Annotated in this window: 12 protein-coding genes, 1 tRNA gene and 1 riboswitch; of the genes, 10 read left to right on the top strand and 3 right to left on the bottom strand. The window is 33.1% G+C overall.

The features are described from left to right. Positions 1–123 precede the first annotated feature (123 nt). A riboswitch (cobalamin riboswitch) is annotated at positions 124–317 on the top strand. Between the two features lie 331 nt (positions 318–648). Then, on the top strand, positions 649–1,968 hold the full coding sequence (locus tag ACHRVL_RS01225; protein ID WP_395409710.1) for a DUF5074 domain-containing protein: 1,320 nt from the start codon (positions 649–651) through the stop codon (positions 1,966–1,968). Between the two features lie 170 nt (positions 1,969–2,138). Here ACHRVL_RS01225 and ACHRVL_RS01220 read toward each other — a convergent pair. Beyond that, positions 2,139–2,211 (bottom strand) — tRNA-Phe (locus ACHRVL_RS01220). Positions 2,212–2,314: 103 nt separating this feature from the next. Here ACHRVL_RS01220 and ACHRVL_RS01215 point away from each other — a divergent pair. The 6 genes from ACHRVL_RS01215 to ACHRVL_RS01190 all read left to right on the top strand — a co-directional run bounded on the left by ACHRVL_RS01215 (position 2,315) and on the right by ACHRVL_RS01190 (position 8,547). Then, complete coding sequence (locus tag ACHRVL_RS01215) at positions 2,315–3,049, top strand: type III pantothenate kinase (protein ID WP_395409708.1); 735 nt, start codon at positions 2,315–2,317, stop codon at positions 3,047–3,049. Continuing rightward, a complete protein-coding gene (locus tag ACHRVL_RS01210; RefSeq protein WP_395409706.1) occupies positions 3,042–4,271 on the top strand; it encodes a hypothetical protein in 1,230 nt (409 codons plus the stop codon). Before ACHRVL_RS01215 ends, ACHRVL_RS01210 begins: the two co-directional genes overlap by 8 nt. 50 nt (positions 4,272–4,321) lie before the next feature. Further along, positions 4,322–4,873, top strand: a complete 552-nt coding sequence (gene lptC, locus ACHRVL_RS01205; protein WP_395409703.1) for an LPS export ABC transporter periplasmic protein LptC — start codon at positions 4,322–4,324, stop codon at positions 4,871–4,873. Positions 4,874–4,881: 8 nt separating this feature from the next. Continuing rightward, a complete protein-coding gene (locus ACHRVL_RS01200; protein ID WP_089052507.1) occupies positions 4,882–5,076 on the top strand; it encodes a hypothetical protein in 195 nt (64 codons plus the stop codon). 2 nt (positions 5,077–5,078) lie between these two features. Next, positions 5,079–6,338, top strand: a complete 1,260-nt coding sequence (locus ACHRVL_RS01195; protein ID WP_395409701.1) for a hemolysin family protein — start codon at positions 5,079–5,081, stop codon at positions 6,336–6,338. A gap of 109 nt (positions 6,339–6,447) precedes the next feature. Next, positions 6,448–8,547, top strand: coding sequence for a peptidylprolyl isomerase (locus ACHRVL_RS01190; RefSeq protein WP_395409700.1), 2,100 nt, complete (start codon positions 6,448–6,450; stop codon positions 8,545–8,547). A gap of 247 nt (positions 8,548–8,794) precedes the next feature. Here the strand turns inward: ACHRVL_RS01190 and ACHRVL_RS01185 are convergent, their stop codons facing one another. Together ACHRVL_RS01185 and ACHRVL_RS01180 are read right to left on the bottom strand one after the other, a co-directional pair. After that, complete coding sequence (locus ACHRVL_RS01185) at positions 8,795–9,709, bottom strand: GYDIA family GHMP kinase (RefSeq protein ID WP_395409698.1); 915 nt, start codon at positions 9,707–9,709, stop codon at positions 8,795–8,797. A gap of 131 nt (positions 9,710–9,840) precedes the next feature. Then, a complete protein-coding gene (locus ACHRVL_RS01180) occupies positions 9,841–11,154 on the bottom strand; it encodes a hydroxymethylglutaryl-CoA reductase, degradative (protein WP_395409696.1) in 1,314 nt (437 codons plus the stop codon). Positions 11,155–11,334: 180 nt separating this feature from the next. Between ACHRVL_RS01180 and ACHRVL_RS01175 the strand changes: the two genes are divergently transcribed. From ACHRVL_RS01175 to ACHRVL_RS01165, 3 genes are all read left to right on the top strand, one after another. Next, positions 11,335–13,506: a S9 family peptidase gene (locus ACHRVL_RS01175; RefSeq protein WP_395409695.1), complete on the top strand. Its 2,172-nt coding sequence runs from the start codon at positions 11,335–11,337 to the stop codon at positions 13,504–13,506. 37 nt (positions 13,507–13,543) lie between these two features. Further along, positions 13,544–15,220: a peptide MFS transporter gene (locus ACHRVL_RS01170; RefSeq protein WP_129052926.1), complete on the top strand. Its 1,677-nt coding sequence runs from the start codon at positions 13,544–13,546 to the stop codon at positions 15,218–15,220. Between the two features lie 77 nt (positions 15,221–15,297). Next, complete coding sequence (locus tag ACHRVL_RS01165; protein WP_395409694.1) at positions 15,298–16,956, top strand: peptide MFS transporter; 1,659 nt, start codon at positions 15,298–15,300, stop codon at positions 16,954–16,956. Positions 16,957–16,963: the final 7 nt, after the last annotated feature.

Raw genomic sequence — 16,963 nt, 5'->3', positions numbered from 1 at the left:
TTCTGTTTTTTAAATTGGTTCGCACTCAATAATTTTAAATTATTTCAGATGACAGATGCTCTGAAGGCTTTAGTATAAAGAAGTATTGCGTTTTTAAGAAAGAAAATATTAGTTTTGCGGCTCAAATCTAAATCAGAAGATGGTTGTCATATTCAAGAAATATTGACATTAAAAGGGAATTTGGTGTAACTCCAAAACTGTCCCGCAGCTGTAAGCTCATTAACTGAAACCCTTTAATACGTCACTTTTCATTTTTGAAAGGGAAGGCTGGGTGTAGGGAGCAAGTCAGAAGACCTGCCATTTTTATAGTAATAAATAGCTTTCGGGGATTGAAGCTTGAATTAAGAACGATACTTTTCACTCTGCGTGACAATAGTATTGTTTGATTATTCTATTCTCGTAAGCCAAAAATAGAGTTTATGAGATTTTTTTCTGCAAATATGATATCGTAAAATAATTTTCTTTTGGGATTTTCCTTTTCGATGTATTTTATTTCTTCATTAAAAAAAATCATTAAAACGTATCGTTTTACAAGGTGTTTTGCTTTTTAAACAAAAGCAGGTAGAAGTTTGTTTTTATAGAACTTTTGTTAAATGCGGGGTGTAAATCGACTTAAAGGCTTAAGTATATAATTTTAAATATTTAATAATGAAAAACCAATTTTTTTCCAAGCAGTTACTTGCAATTGCTTCTTTGATGATGTTAATAGTTTCGTGTAATAATGATGATGATTTTACAGCGCCTCCAGTGATAAAAGGCGAACAGTTGTTGAAAGATACTTTAACCATTGGGGAAACACTAAAATTAAGTTCAAAACTAGCAGATAGAAATAATGTTTCCTTCGAATGGGCTGTAGATGGGAAAGTGGTTGGATCTGATTCTACTTATGTTTTCAAACCAGAAACAAGAGGTGATTTTAAGGTTGTCATGACGGCCAAAAATGGTGGAGGACAAGTATCATTAACATACGATGTTCATACATTTGGAGCTTATGAAAATGGTTTTTTCATGATTAATGAAGGATGGTTCGGTCATGGAACTGGAACCGTTGGTTTTTATAGATACGATACAAAAGCAATAGAAGACAGTGTTTTTGTAAAAGTAAATCCAGATAAAAATTTAAAACCAGAATCGTCTACATTAGAATTTGGAACCATCTTTAATAAGAAATTATTTTTAGTTTCTAAAGCCGGCGGACCAGTTGTAGTGACAGATGCTTATTCGCTTAAAGAAGAAAAAAGAATTCCGGCTCAAGGCGGAAATGACTGGCGTGCAATAGTCGGAATTGATGAAAATCAAGCATTGCTGACTTCTAGTAAAGGAATATTTAAGCTTAATCTGAATACAATGGCATTGAATGGACAAATCGAAGGTGTTACAGGTCAGGTAGGAGATATTATTAAGGCTAATGGTTATATTTTTGCTTTATCTGCTTCAAAAGGAGTTGTTGTTGTTAATGCTTCAACATTAACAGTCGAAAAAACGATTCCAGGTATGGTTCTGGGATTTGCTGTTACAGATGATAAAAAAGTATGGGCTGCGGGAGGTAAAAATCTTATCAGCATAGACTCTAATACTCTTGAAGTAAAAGAAATTTCACTTGGTTTTCAAGCTAATGGAAGCTGGGGAGCTTGGCATCCGGGGTCGATTACGGCGGCTAAAAATAATGTTTTTATTGCTAAAAACGGAAGCTGGAGCGGAGGTAAAGAAGTTTATAAATATAATGGCACAGCAGCATCGTTGACAGCACCTTTTATTACGTTAACAAATTCAAATATATTGTACGGTGCAGGAATAGGTTACGATCATAAGAAAAATGTATTGATTGTAAATACAGTAAATGAAGGATTCGGCACTAATTTCGCGATCAATAACCTTTATTTGTTCAATGCTGATTCTGGTGCTAAAACAGGAACAGTAAGTTTTTCAGGATATTATTTTCCTGCGGTTTCTGTGTTTCATCAATAAGTTTTTTTGATTTTAACCGCAAAGAGCGCTAAGATTTACGTAAAGGTTCGCAAAGTTTAATGTATAGCTTTGTGAACCTTTGCGTTTTTTTTACTTTGTGTGCTTTGCTGTTAAATTTTTAATGAAAAGCATTAAAAACAAAAAACCCGAATATTACTATTCGGGTTTCGTGGTACCTCCAGGGATCGAACCAGGGACACATGGATTTTCAGTCCATTGCTCTACCATCTGAGCTAAGGTACCGTGCTGTGCACATTGCGGGTGCAAAGATAGAATCATTTTTCGTTTATCCAAAACATTTTAAAAAAAAAATCAATTCGTATCTTCGCAGAAACAAAAAGGAAATATGATTTTAACTGTTGATGTTGGAAATACTCGAATTAAAGCAGCTGTTTTTGAGGGAACTGCTGTTTTGGAGAGTTTTGTTTTTGAGAAAAATGAGCTCGAAAAAAAAATTAAAAAAATTTTAGGCAACTATCAAAAATGCTCAGATTTAGTAGTTGCCTCAGTAGGCAATGTCGAAAAACAATCCTTTTTGATTTTTGAAAAGCAGTTAAAGGTTCATTTTTTTACTCACGAAGATAAATTTCCTTTTCATAATAAATACGCAACACCAAAAACTTTAGGAATAGATAGGATGATTTTGGCAGCCGGAGCAACTTTGCAGTTTCCTAAACAAAATAGATTAGTGGTTGATGCCGGCACTTGCATAACCTACGATTTCATCGACGAAAATGATAATTATTTGGGCGGAGCGATTTCTCCGGGACTTCGTCTGCGTTACGAATCTTTGCATAATTATACAGCCAGACTGCCTTTGCTGAGTTTTGAAGAACCAGATCAATACATAGGAAATACCACAATGCAGGCGATTCATTCAGGAGTTGTAAACGGCTTCGTCTATGAGATTGATGGTTTTATCGATGAATATCGCCGAAACTTTTCAAATTTTATAATAATTTTAACGGGAGGAGATGCAGAATTTTTGGCTAAACGATTAAAAAATACCATATTTGCCAATTCAAATTTCCTTTTGGAGAGTTTGAACCAAACATTTCAATATAAAATCAACAATGATTAAAAAAATTATAATAAGCGCTTGTTTGCTTATATCGTTCGTTTCATTCGCTCAACAAGGTACTGCTTCTCCATATTCTTTTTATGGAATTGGTGATACTAGATTTAAAGGAACTCAGGAATTTAGGTCTATGGCAGGAGTTGCAGTTGAACAGGATAGTATTCACTTGAATATTGAAAATCCTGCGAGTTATGCAAGTTTGCTGCAAACAACATTTACAGTTGGGGGATCGTTTGGAACTTCTACTCTAAAAACAGATACAGAATCGGCAAAAGCACAAAGAGCCACTTTTGATTATTTGGCGGTTGGAATTCCAATGGGAAAATTTGGAGCTTCATTCGGTTTAGTTCCGTTATCTTCAGTTGGATATAAAATTTTAAATGATAATACAGCCACTCCTGGAGCAACAAGTACTCAGCTTAGCGGTAAAGGTGGTGTAAATAAAGCTTATATTGGTTTAGGGTATAAAATTAAACGAAATTGGAATATTGGTGCTGACATGCAGTATAATTTTGGAACCATTAAAACAACAAGTGTAGAAGCTATATCGGGTGTGCAAAATTCAACTACAGAGTTAAATACTTCTGAATTATCTGGTGTGAATTTCAATATTGGTACAATGTATCAGACAAAGATTTACAAAAAAGTTTCGTTGTTTACGAGTTTGAATTACACTTTTGCAAGTACATTAAGATCTAATAATACTAGAGAAATTACAGTAAGTGGTGATCCAGATCCTTATGTTTATAATCCAGATGCAGAAGATTTAAAACTGCCAAACAAGTTAACTATTGGAGCTGGTATTGGTGAGGCTAGAAAATGGTTAGTAGGTACTACAATGGCTTTTCAAGGAAATGGAGAATTTGCAAATTATTACAACGCAAACCCAAATGTTCGTTATGAAAAATATGCTAAATATGCTGTTGGGGGGTATTTTATTCCAAACTATACTTCATTCACAAGTTATTTGAGCAGAATTACTTATCGTGCCGGATTGAAATATGAAAAATTAGGTTTAATAGTTAATAATCAGTCAATAAATGATATTGGGATGACTTTAGGTGCTGGAATTCCAATTCCGGGGTATTTTTCAAATGTAAATATCGGGGTTGAATTTGGTAAAAGAGGAACAACGTCGGCGGGATTGATTCAAGAAAACTATGTTAACTTCAGTGCGAGTTTCTCATTTAATGATAAATGGTTTGTGAAGAGTAAATTTAATTAAGCATAACCTAATGTTTTTTTAAGCTCATTACAATTTACTACATTTGGCAAATGATTTTACCAAAAAAATATATTGTTTCTGTTGTTGTATTTGCTGTCATAACTCTTTTTTTTGGCTGCGAAAGCAATTTTAAAGAAGTTCAAAAAATTAACTTCTCAGAGTTTGTTCCGGCAAGTGATGCTGATACGGTAAATATTAAATATACAGACTCAGGACGCATAACAGGAGTTTTGATAAGTTCAAAAATGTTAGATTATTCTAACCTTGATTTCCCGTTTACAGAATTTCCAAAAGGAATAGATGTTACTTTATATGATAAAAAACAAAAGCGTACTTTTATAAAATCAAATTATGCTGTTTCCTATAAATTTACCAGTATAATTGATTTACAGGGAAAAGTGCGAATAACATCTGAGGAAGGTCAGGTTTTAGAAACCGAGCAGCTGTATTTTGATCAGAAAAACGAATGGTTTTATACAGAAAGAAAATTCAAACTTACAGATGCCAAGGGAGTTTCTTATGGGCAGGGAATTGATTTTAGTAAAGATTTTAAAGTGATTAATTCGCAGCGAATAAGCGGCGAAATTGAATCAAATGAATAAATATAATTATGGGTTATTTAAAATATACACAATACGTTTACATCCTTTTTGCCGTTTTTTTTATTTATGATGGTGTGACAAAATTAAACGAAGGAAACGAAAGTTATCCGATGAGTTTGATTATTGCCGGAATGGCGGTGTTTATGTTTTTCTTTAGAAGAAGATTTGTCAAGAAGTTTGACGATCGTAACAAAAAACAATAAAAATGGAAATTAGTATTATAATATTATGTTTAATACTATCAGCCTTTTTCTCTGGAATGGAAATAGCTTTTATTTCCTCAAACAAAATTTATCTTGGAATCGAGAAAAAACAAGATAATTTCTTGTCGCAAATTTTAACTAAACTTACAGAAAATCCATCAAAGTTTATTGCTTCGATGCTTATTGGCAACAATATAGCATTAGTAATTTATGGCTTTTATATGGGAGATTTGATTATTGGCTGTATTGCTGGTTTTGGTTTTCAATTTTCGGCTCTTGCAACAGTTTTGCTTCAAACTTTAATTTCGACTTTTATAGTTTTGATTACAGCTGAGTTTCTTCCAAAAGTTTTTTTTCAAATTTATGCCAATACGCTGATTAAGGTTTTTGCTGTACCGGCATATCTTTTTTATCGATTGTTTTATTATTTGTCAACCTTTTTTATCTGGATTTCTGACTTTGTTTTGAGGAAATTTTTTAAAACAGAAGGAGATCAAGTTCAATTGTATTTTAGTAAAGTTGAACTGGGTAATTATATCACAGAACAAATGAGTTCAGTAGAAGATGATGAAGAAGTTGACTCCGAGATTCAGATTTTTCAAAATGCGTTAGAATTTTCAGGCGTAAAAGCGCGCGATATTATGACCCCGAGAACAGAAATAGTCGATATCGATTTGTTTGACAGTATAAAAGATCTTAAAGAACTATTTATAGAAACAGGATATTCGAAAATTGTTGTAAGTCAAAATTCGCTTGATGACATTGTGGGTTATGTTCATTCATTTGACTTGTTTAAAAAGCCAAAAACAATAAAATCAGTTTTGATGACTGTGGAGTACGTTCCAGAAACAATATTGATAAAAGACGCCCTAAATATTTTGATAAAAAAGCGAAAAAATGTTGCCGTTGTTCTTGATGAATATGGTGGGACTTCTGGGATCATTACTATTGAAGATATTGTCGAGGAGCTTTTTGGAGAAATAGAAGATGAGCATGACTTAGACGAAGAATTGATTGAGCAGGAATTGGGTGAAGGAAAATATTTGTTTTCGACAAGATTAGATGTTGAGTATTTAAACGAAACCTACAAACTGATGATTCCCGAAGAAGATTCGTATGGAACCTTAGGAGGTTTTATTGTAAACCATACCAAAGAAATCCCTCAAAAAGGAGATGAAATTGTAATCGACAAGTATCATTTTGTGATAGAACAAGCTTCAAACAAGAAAATCGAGTTGGTCAAAATGACAATAAAAGAGTGATTTTTTTAGTAATTGAAAAAAATTGTGTAAAATAAAACCCTAGTTGTATTGTTATTAACTAGATAATTGTATTTTCGCAAACTGAATATAAAATTAACGATAATTAAAAATGGCAGTTTTAGCAAAAATTAGACAGCGTTCCGCTTTATTGATAGGAGTTATTGCACTTGCATTATTTGCATTTATAATACAAGATCTATTTACTAGAGGAACATTTGGTCAAAGTTCAAAAGATGTAGGAAGCATCGATGGAAAAGATATTTCATTTGAAGACTTTAGAGTTAAAGTTAGTAATGTTGAAAAAAGTGGTCAAGGAATTACTTCCACTGAAGCTGCAAATAGAGTTTGGGACCAAGAGGTTTCAATCGCATTATTATCAACTCAGTTTGATAAATTAGGATTGAGAGTTGGTGAAAAACACTTACTTGAAGTTTTAAAATCTGATCCAAATATTGGTAAAAACCCAATGTTTTTGAATGCAGCAGGAATGTTTGATGTAGTAAAATTTAAAGACTACTTTAAAGCAAACCCTGAAGCGGCTCAATTTATTTCTGAAAAAGAAAAAGATGCTGAGTTAAATGCAAAATTTCAAATTTACAGTACTTTAGTAAAATCTGGACTTTACACAACTGCTAGTGAAGGAAAGTTGAAATATGAAATGGAAGCAAACAAAGTAAACTTTGCTTATGCTGCTGCTTTATATTCGTCTATAAAAGATAGTGAAGTGAAAATTTCTGATGATGAAATCGTAGCTTACATGAAGAAAAATGAGAAAAAATTCAAAGCTGATGCAACTCGTGAAATTCAATACGTTTTAGTTGAGGATAAAGCTTCAAAAGAAGACGAAGCTGAAATTAAAGCTAAATTAACAGCTTTATTAAACGGAAGAGTAGAGTATAATGCAAAAACAGGTAAAAACGATACATTGCCAGGTTTTAAAAATGCAACAAACATTGCTGAATTTGTAAACTCAAATTCTGATGTTCCTTACGATTCTACTTATGTTGCTAAAAACAATCTTCCAGCAGTAGATGCTGATAAATTATTCAGCTTACCAGCTGGTTCTATTTATGGTCCTTATGTTTACGGAAGATATTATGCTATTTCTAAATCATTAGGATTTAAAGCAGGTGTTAATGCAAAAGCTAGTCATATTTTAATTGGTTACGAAGGATCTCAAACTCCAAGTCCAAAAGAAAAAAGAACTAAAGAAGAAGCAAAAGCTAAAGCTGAAGAAATTTTAGCTCAAGTTCAAGCTAATCCAGATAGTTTTATGATGCTTGCTTTTACAAGCTCTGATGATTCATCTGCACAACAAGGTGGTGATTTAGGATATTTTGGTCAAGGTCAAATGGTAAAACCATTCAATGATTTTGTATTCAACAACGGAATTGGAAAAGTTGGTTTAGTAGAAACTCAGTTTGGTTTCCACATTATCAAAATTACAGATAAACAAGACGGTATTCGTTTAGCTACAATCGCACAAAAAATTGAGCCATCTGAAGTTACTTCTGATAAAGTATTTACATTAGCAACTAAATTTGAAATGGATGCTGCTAATAAAGATTTTGCTGCTACAGCTAAAGAATTAGGTCTAAAAGTTGCTGCGCCAGTTACTGCAAAAGCAATGGATGAAGCATTTGGTCCGTTAGGAAATCAAAGAAACATCATTAGATGGGCATTTGACAAAGAAACAAGTACAGGAGATGTAAAACGTTTTGAAATAGCTAATATTGGCCATGTAATTGCACAATACAAAAGCGAAAACAAATCTGGTTTAGTTTCTGTTACTATGGCAAGACCTTATGTTGAGCCAATCTTGAAAAACAAGAAAAAAGCTGAAATGTTGAAAGCTAAAATGACAGGTTCAAGTATCGAAGCTATCGCTAAAAGTGCTGGTGTAGCTGTACAACAAGCTGCTAATGTTACTTTAGAGAATCCAGTTTTACCTGGAGGAGTTGGGCAAGAGCCTAAAGTTGTTGGTAATGCATTCGCTTTAGCAGCTAATAAAATTTCTGCTCCAATCGAAGGAAACACTGGAGTTTATGTAGTAAAAAACATAAGCACAGTTAAAGCTCCAGCGCTTCCAAATCATGCAGAGTATATTGCTAAAGTAAAAGCTCAAAGCGCATCTGATACAGGAAGAATTTTACCAGCATTAAAAAACAATGCTAAAATTGAAGATAACAGATTACAATTTAACTACTAGTATTTAGTAATTAGATTAAAAATATAAAACCCGAAGTGTTCTACTGAATACTTCGGGTTTTTTCGTTTACTAGTGTGTTAAATGTAGAAAATGAGAAGAGAATATAGTTTTGATTTTTATCAATAATATGCTCTTAAAAATGAGAATTGTCACTTTAGGAAATTAGCATAATAAAATAAAACAGAATGTAAAAAAGCGTCACGTAGAATTGTGCAGAGCAAATTGATTTAGTTTGCGTTAATTATCTCTATTCTTGCAGAATCATTTCATCATAAGAAAGAATAGTGTCGTATCCTTTTGATGAAAAATAATCTTTCGGATTTTCTTTAGAAACGGCCATTACAAAATCTCCTCCCCAAGCGCCAAGGCTTTTAATAGTGCCATTAAAATCAGGAAAAGCGACTTCCTTAATCGTTTCGATTTCAAGGATATTACTTAAGTGAATTTCGTGTTTCTCGACCGCATATTCAAACTCTTTTAGAGTCTTAGCGTTCAAAATTGCCTTAGTAATTTTATTGTTTTCAATAACGCTTTTGGTTAAATTTTGGTCTTTATGCCTGTTATAAGCATGTATTGCTGCTTTGCTGTTCTGCTTTTTATTTAGATAAACAAAGAAAATGTTTTTTGTAAAATCAGGTTTAAATAAAACTGGTTCTACATTGTTATTTTCTATTTTGTAGAGAATCGGAGTATTATTTTGAGCGCAGGCAATATCGTAACCACTTCCCCCAAAACTGTTTTTAAGCAATGTAAAAGCATTAACTTTTGTCCATTGAGCAATGTTGTTGATTAGTGTTGATGATGTTCCTAATCCCCAGTTTCTTGGAAAAGTAAGATGTGTAGTAATTTTGTACCCATTAGATTGTGTAATGAAATCTGGATTTAACAGGTAGGCTTCATGAAGAATATCAATTAAAGTTGTTCTTACAGTTTCAATTTCTGAATCGGCATTGGTTATGATTTCCGCAAATGTAAAAGTGTCTTCAAACCAAAGTTTTTGATCGTAGTCGTAGCTTTTCCATTCAATAATTTTATTATCATCATTTTCTACAACTAGATTTTGACCAAATTTTGTTGGTAATGCAAATGCGTCAGCGCCATCTAGAACTAAGTATTCTCCAGAAATGAGTAGTTTTCCGTTGCTGTAAAAGGTTGTTGACATACGTTGTCTTTATTATGTAAATTTCAGTATTTTAAATTGCCGCGCCTATTCGCTGTCGCTCGAGTCTAAATTCCAATTTTGGGATTTGAAATTTATTTAAAAGCTTTAAATATTGGAATTTTTAAATTTGGTTATTTTCTTAAGTTTTCAATAAATTCAACTACGGCACTATGAGAAACGGCAGTTTTCTTGAAATGGGATTTGATTAAATGACGTTCTTCGCTTGTAGCTTCAAATTGATTGATGATGTTGTTCAGGTGCATTTTCATGTGTCCTTCCTGGATTCCAGTTGTAGTTAAAGAACGCAATGCAGCAAAATTTTGCGCTAAACCTGCAACAGCTGTAATTTCCATTAACTCTCTTGCTGAAGGTTTTTGAAGAATTTCTAAACACAATTTTACCAGAGGATGCAGCGAAGTTAGACCTCCTACTGTTCCTAAAGCCAAAGGTATTTCTAACCAGAAAGTAAAAATTCCGTCTTCAATTTTAGCATGCGATAAACTTGAATATTGCCCGTTTTTTGATGCATAAGCATGAACTCCAGCCTCAATAGCTCTAAAATCATTTCCGGTTGCTAAAACCACAGCGTCTACACCATTCATAATTCCTTTATTATGTGTGACTGCTCTAAAAGGCTCCACTTCGGCAATTTGAACAGCTTGCACAAAACGTTCTGCAAATTCCAGCGGATTTTGAATGTGTTTTTCGGCTAAATCTTCAATTGGACACGAAACTTCGGCTCTTACAACACAATTTGTGACATAATTAGACAAAATGCTCATAATTACTTTCAGACTCTCATCATCAGAAAATAAACCAGAGTCTTGAAATTCTTCTTTTAATGTTGATGCAAATTGTTCTAAACAGGAGTTTATGAAATTTGCGCCCATACTGTCTTTTGTTTCGAAAGTAGCATGAAGTTGAAAATAATTTTCAAGTAAATTTCTTTTGTCTTTTAGCTGAATATCTAATATACCTCCGCCACGCTGCTGCATTTTTTTTGTAATGCTTTGTGTATCAGAGAAGAACTTTGGTTTTATTTCTTGAAAGAAAGATTGAAGTTTTTCAACCTCTCCGTTATAAGTAAAATGAACCTGACCTATTTTTTCAGTATCAATAATTGTTGTTTTAAAACCTCCACGCGTCGACCAGAATTTTGCGGCTTTTGATGCAGCTGCAACAACTGAACTTTCTTCAATTGCCATTGGGATGGTTTTGTACTTTCCGTTTATCAAAAAATTCGGAGCAACTCCAAGTGGAATATATAAATTTGAAATCGTGTTTTCGATAAATTCATCATGTAATTGTTGGAGCTTTTCATCTGAATTCCAGTAATTTCTTATAATATTTAGTGCCTCCTCAGGCGTTGAAAAATATTCGTTTGCAATCCAGTTTATTTTTTCCTTTTTGGATAATTTAGAAAATCCGGCAACAGCGTTGTTCATTCTCAGTATATTAAATAATATTGTTGCGGCAAAGATACTATTTTAAGAGTTTTGTTTGCAATGTATTTCAAACATGAAAATACGCAATCGTTATTTTTTTTAACATTTAACACTTAAAATGTGTATTATGTTTATTTTTTTTACTAAAATTGGGCTCTTTTTATATTTAAAATAATTCTGATGAATACAAGTAAAATTACTGTTGTGCTTTTGTTAATAGTTGCGACAGTTTTTGGGCAGCAAAAGATAACGGTTGAAAACATCTACGGCGGGGCATTTCGGGCAAAAGGAATGGATGCATTGCAATCTTTAAAAAACACAAACCAATATACGGTTTTAAATGTTGACCAAGCAAATAGGAGTATGCAGATCGATTTATATGACTTTGCAACTCTAAAAAAAGTATCAAACTTAATAGATACTAAAAACCACGCAGCACTTTCAGACGGGATTGACAGTTATACCTTCGATGCTTCAGAAAAAAAGATTTTAATTGCCTGCAATTCTAAAAAAATCTTCCGTCACTCTTTTACAGCAGATTATTTTTTATATGATATTGCTTCTAAATCATTAACAAAATTATTCGATTTTCAAATTCAAGAGCCAACTTTTTCTCCTGATGGAACTAAGATTGCTTATGCGAAAGAAAATAATTTATACGTTTATGACTTAGCATCAAAAAAATCTACAGCGATAACTACTGATGGAAAGAAGAATGCAATTATAAACGGTATCACTGATTGGGTTTACGAAGAAGAATTTGCTTTTGTGCGTGCTTTTGACTGGAGTAAAGACAGTAAAAAGGTAGCTTATATTCGTTTTGACGAAAGTCAGGTTCCTGAGTTTTCGATGTCAATTTTTCATAAAGATTTGTATCCAACGGTTGAAACGTTTAAATACCCTAAAGCTGGAGAGAAAAATTCAGTAGTTTCATTGCATATTTATGATACTGCAGGAAATACTTCTAAAAAAGTAGATTTAGGAAATTACAATGACTTTTATATTGCAAGATTACAATGGACAAATGATAACAATACATTATCAGCTCAGGTTTTAAACCGTCACCAAAGTAATCTTGATTTGTTATTTGTTGACGGAACAACTGCTGCTGCAAAAGTAGTTTTAAATGAAAAAGACAAAGCTTACGTTGATGTTACAGATAACTTAACTTTCTTAAAAGATAATAGTTTTATCTGGACAAGCGAAAAAGATGGTTTCAATCATATTTATCTTTATGATAAAACAGGGAAACTTAAAAATCAGGTTACAAAAGGAAGCTGGGAAGTGGTTTCATACTACGGTTTCGACGAAAAAACAAAAACTATTTTCTACCAATCTACAGAAAATGGTTCTATCAATAGAGATGTTTACAGAATTGGCTTAGACGGAAAAAGCAAAACTCGTTTAACTTCTAAAGTTGGAACAAGTGCAGCGACATTTAGTCCTAATTTCCAATTTTTTATTAATACTTATTCCAGCGCTTCTCAGCCAACAACTTACACTTTAAATGAGGCTAAAGCAGGAAAAGAAATTCAAGTTATAGAAAACAATCAAGCACTTGCAGATAAATTGAAGGCATATAATCTTCCTGCAAAAGAATTTTTTGTTTTAAAAACAGCTAAAGGAAATGAATTGAACGCATGGATCATGAAGCCAAAAGATTTTGATGCTTCAAAAAAATATCCTGTTTTCATGTACCAATATTCTGGTCCAGGATCGCAGCAAGTAAATAATGATTGGAACAACTCTGATGATTATTGGTTTGCTTCTTTAACACAACAAGGTTATATCGTGGCTTGTGTTGATGGTAGAGGAACTGGTTTCAAAGGTGCCGATTTCAAAAAAGTTACTCAAAAAGAATTAGGGAAATACGAAGTTGAAGACCAAATTGATGCGGCAAAAGTAATTGGAGCTTATCCTTATGTTGATGCTTCAAGAATTGGAATCTTCGGATGGAGCTATGGTGGATTTATGGCTTCGAACTGTATTTTTCAAGGAAATGATGTGTTTAAAATGGCAATCGCTGTTGCGCCGGTTACAAACTGGAGATTTTATGACAGCGTTTACACAGAAAGATACATGCAGACTCCACAAGAAAATGCGAGCGGATACGATAAAAACTCTCCAATAAACCACGTTGATAAATTAAAAGGTAAGTTTTTATTGATTCACGGATCTGCTGATGACAACGTTCATGTTCAAAACTCTATGCAAATGATGGAAGCGTTGATTCAAGCAAACAAACAATTTGATTCTCAGATTTATCCTGACAAGAACCATGGTATTTATGGCGGGAAAACCAGAATTCAGCTTTATAATAAAATGACTAACTTTATCAAAGAAAATTTATAATCTTAAAATATACTAACTTAAAATAATAATGAATAATATGGGAGAAACTCAAGTAAAAACTGCGCATCCAAAAGGTCTTTGGGTATTATTTGGAACAGAGATGTGGGAGCGATTCAATTTTTATGGAATGCGCGCTTTGTTAACTTTATTTCTTGTGAATTCATTATTGATGAAAGAAGAAGAAGCTTCTTTAATTTATGGAGGTTTCCTTGGACTTTGTTATTTAACACCAATGTTGGGCGGTTTTATTGCAGACCGTTTTTTTGGAAATAGAAATTGTATTTTATTAGGTGGATTGATGATGGCGATTGGGCAGCTTTTGTTGTTTACAAGCGCAACTGTTTTTGACGCAAATTTAGGTTTAGCAAAAACTATAATGTATTGCGGATTGGGTATAATCGTTTTTGGAAACGGTTTCTTTAAACCTAATATTTCTAGTATGGTGGGAAGTTTGTATCCTAAACAAGAAAAGACAAAATTAGATACAGCTTTTACTATTTTCTACATGGGAATTAATTTAGGAGCATTCTTAGGTCAATACATTTGTCCAATTTTAGGAGATGTCAAAGATTCTGGGGGTGTTCGTGATATTCATGCTTTTAAATGGGGATTTTTAGCAGCATCTATTGCGATGCTTTTAGGAACAACTCTTTTTTACTTCTTAAAAAACAAATATGTTGTATCGCCAGAAGGAAGACCTTTAGGAGGTTTGCCATCGAAAAATGTTTCAGCTGATTTTGAAGAAGGAGAAGCACAACAAGCTAATTTTTCGAATAAAGCGTTGACTATGGCAGGAATTGCATTTGTTGCGTTAGGATTCTTTTTTCATTATGTAGTAGGGCAGAATTTAATTTATACTTTAATTTATTCAAGCGGTATTGCGTTAGCAGGATTAATTGTTTCAGACTCATCGCTGACTAAGATTGAAAGAGATAGAATTATAGTAATTTATATTGTTTCATTCTTTGTTATCTTCTTCTGGGCAGCATTTGAGCAGGCAGGATCATCATTAACTTTTATTGCAGATAATCAAACAGATCGTAATTTCTTTGGCTTTCAAATGCCGGCTTCTATGGTGCAAATCTTTAACGGTTTGTTCGTTGTGGCTTTGGCAGTTCCTTTTAGTGTAATTTGGGATACTTTGAGAGCTAAAGGCAAAGAGCCAATTTCTCCAGTGAAATTAGCAGTTGGATTGGTTGTGATCTCTATAAGTTTCTTTATGATTGCAACTCAGGTTTCATACATTGGAACTTCAGGTTTATTGGCAATTAAATGGCTTATTTTATTATATTTCTTAAACACATGTGCTGAGCTGTGTTTATCTCCAATTGGATTATCATTAGTTGGTAAATTATCTCCAAAACGTTTTGCTTCATTATTGTATGGAGTATTCTTCTTGTCTAATGCTTCTGGGTATGCTTTAGGAGGAACTCTAGGTTCAATCTTGCCGGCAACAGGAGATAAATTTGCAAAAGCGAAAGAATTAGGTATCGATCTTCAGGCAGTTTTAGATAAAACAATAACTCCAACTGCAGAGCAGCTGGCTCTTTTAGACAAACATCAAATTAGTGCAGCGAATCACTTTTTTGCAGGATTCGAAATACATAATTTATATGAGTTTTTTATGGTGTTTGTTGTTCTTACTGGAATCGCAGCAATTATATTGTTTGCTTTGACTCCATTTTTGAAGAAAATGATGCACGGTGTTAGATAAATAATTGTAATAATATATAAAAAATTACCTACAGGTTTAGGCTTGTAGGTAATTTTAATTTTAAAGAGTTTGTAAGTATGTGGAATAAGCACCCAAAAGCATTGCCTTATTTGTTTTTATCTGAAATGTGGGAACGTTTCGGCTATTATTTAATGATTGGAATTTTTACTTTATATCTTAAAGATGTAGAGAGTGGTTTTGCCATGACCGAAAAAGAAGCTTCTGATTTGTACGGAACCTTTATTGCATTAGTTTTTCTTACTCCTTTTATTGGAGGCTTAGTTGCTGATAGATATTTAGGCTATAAAAAGTCGATTGTTTTTGGCGGTATTTTAATGGGTATTGGTTATTTCTTAATGGGAGTGCATGATATTACAGTACTCTACATAGCGATGACTTTGGTGATTATTGGGAATGGTTTTTTCAAACCCAATATTTCTACATTGTTAGGAAGTTTTTATACCAATGAAGAATATAAAGATAAAAAGGACGAAGGCTACAATATTTTCTATATGGGAATTAATGTTGGGGCTTTTATTTGTAATTTCTTTGGTGCTGCTTTGCAGATTCTTTTAGGTTGGCATTGGGCTTTTATGGCTGCAGGAGTTGGAATGTTTATAGGTGTAATTGTGTTTTTATTAGGAACTAAACATTACGTAGGACACGATCAGAAAAAAGGTGTGCAGGAAGGTGATATGCCATTTTATAAAATCATCCTTTTTATTTTATTGCCGTCATTTGTTTTTGGTGCAATAGGCTGGTTGATAAAAGGAGTTGCATCAGAAACTAATTTGAATAGTTCGATCTTTGGTTCAGACAGTACAGATGCCTTTATTTTTGCTTGTATTCCAATCGTTTTGTTTTATGGATCACTTTATGTTAGAGCTAAAGCAGAAGACAAACGTTCAATAGGAGCTTTATTAGCTATTTTTGGAGTAGTGATTTTATTTTGGGGTGTTTTTAAACTTAATGGTTCAGCACTTACTACTTGGGCAGATCGTTATACAGATCGAGAAGTAACCGGAACAGCTGGTCAGGTTGTTGGTAAAATCAAATTAGCAAAAGAAGTAGAGTATAAAAAAGAATCAACAGAGCTTTATGATGACCAGTTTCGTTTACAAAAGGTAAATGGAGTTGTTCAAAAAGAAGAGAATTATCCTTTGTATTTTAGAAATGTCGCTCCAGAAAAATTACCTGCTGAAGGCGGTAAAGTGCATCTTTGGGCTACAAACTTAAGCCAGTCTATTAATCCGGGCTGGGTAATTATATTAACACCTTTGGTTGTGGCATTCTTTTCTTTTTTAAGAGCAAGAAAAAAAGAGCCTTCAACACCTACTAAAATTGCTTTTGGATTGTTAATTTCGGCCTTGTCTGTTTTGGTTATGATAGCAGCGGTAAAAATTGGCGGTAATGGAACAGAGAAAGTCAGTGTTTGGTGGTTAGTGGCAAATTACGGAATAATCACAATTGGAGAATTGTTTTTAAGTCCTATGGGATTATCTGTAGTTTCTAAATTAAGTCCAGTTAATATTACTTCATTGATGATGGGAGGTTGGTTTTTATCAACTTCAATAGGAAATAAGCTAAGCGGCGTTTTGGCGAGTATGTGGGATACCTATGATAATAAAGTCAACTTTTTTTGGGTTAATTTTGCGTTGCTGATGTTTGCGACTGTGCTGATGTTTGCTTTAGTAAAACAGCTTAACAAGGTGATGAAAGAAAGAGGAATCAATTAATTATAAA

It is taken from the genome of Flavobacterium sp. FlaQc-28 (genome assembly GCF_044007415.1).
GTDB lineage: Bacteria > Bacteroidota > Bacteroidia > Flavobacteriales > Flavobacteriaceae > Flavobacterium.
Note: the sequence above shows the minus strand (reverse complement) of the source record. Positions and strands in the feature narration are given on the sequence as shown.

Excerpts from the sequence above, each read along its gene's own strand:
- ACHRVL_RS01175 (WP_395409695.1), top strand. The coding sequence starts at position 11,335 with ATGAATACAAGTAAAATTACTGTTGTGCTTTTGTTAATAGTTGCGACA.
- ACHRVL_RS01185 (WP_395409698.1), bottom strand. The coding sequence starts at position 9,709 with ATGTCAACAACCTTTTACAGCAACGGAAAACTACTCATTTCTGGAGAA.
- ACHRVL_RS01165 (WP_395409694.1), top strand. The coding sequence starts at position 15,298 with ATGTGGAATAAGCACCCAAAAGCATTGCCTTATTTGTTTTTATCTGAA.
- ACHRVL_RS01215 (WP_395409708.1), top strand. The coding sequence starts at position 2,315 with ATGATTTTAACTGTTGATGTTGGAAATACTCGAATTAAAGCAGCTGTT.
- ACHRVL_RS01195 (WP_395409701.1), top strand. The coding sequence starts at position 5,079 with ATGGAAATTAGTATTATAATATTATGTTTAATACTATCAGCCTTTTTC.
- lptC (WP_395409703.1), top strand. The coding sequence starts at position 4,322 with ATGATTTTACCAAAAAAATATATTGTTTCTGTTGTTGTATTTGCTGTC.
- ACHRVL_RS01190 (WP_395409700.1), top strand. The coding sequence starts at position 6,448 with ATGGCAGTTTTAGCAAAAATTAGACAGCGTTCCGCTTTATTGATAGGA.
- ACHRVL_RS01180 (WP_395409696.1), bottom strand. The coding sequence starts at position 11,154 with ATGAACAACGCTGTTGCCGGATTTTCTAAATTATCCAAAAAGGAAAAA.
- ACHRVL_RS01170 (WP_129052926.1), top strand. The coding sequence starts at position 13,544 with ATGGGAGAAACTCAAGTAAAAACTGCGCATCCAAAAGGTCTTTGGGTA.
- ACHRVL_RS01200 (WP_089052507.1), top strand. The coding sequence starts at position 4,882 with ATGGGTTATTTAAAATATACACAATACGTTTACATCCTTTTTGCCGTT.
- ACHRVL_RS01210 (WP_395409706.1), top strand. The coding sequence starts at position 3,042 with ATGATTAAAAAAATTATAATAAGCGCTTGTTTGCTTATATCGTTCGTT.
- ACHRVL_RS01225 (WP_395409710.1), top strand. The coding sequence starts at position 649 with ATGAAAAACCAATTTTTTTCCAAGCAGTTACTTGCAATTGCTTCTTTG.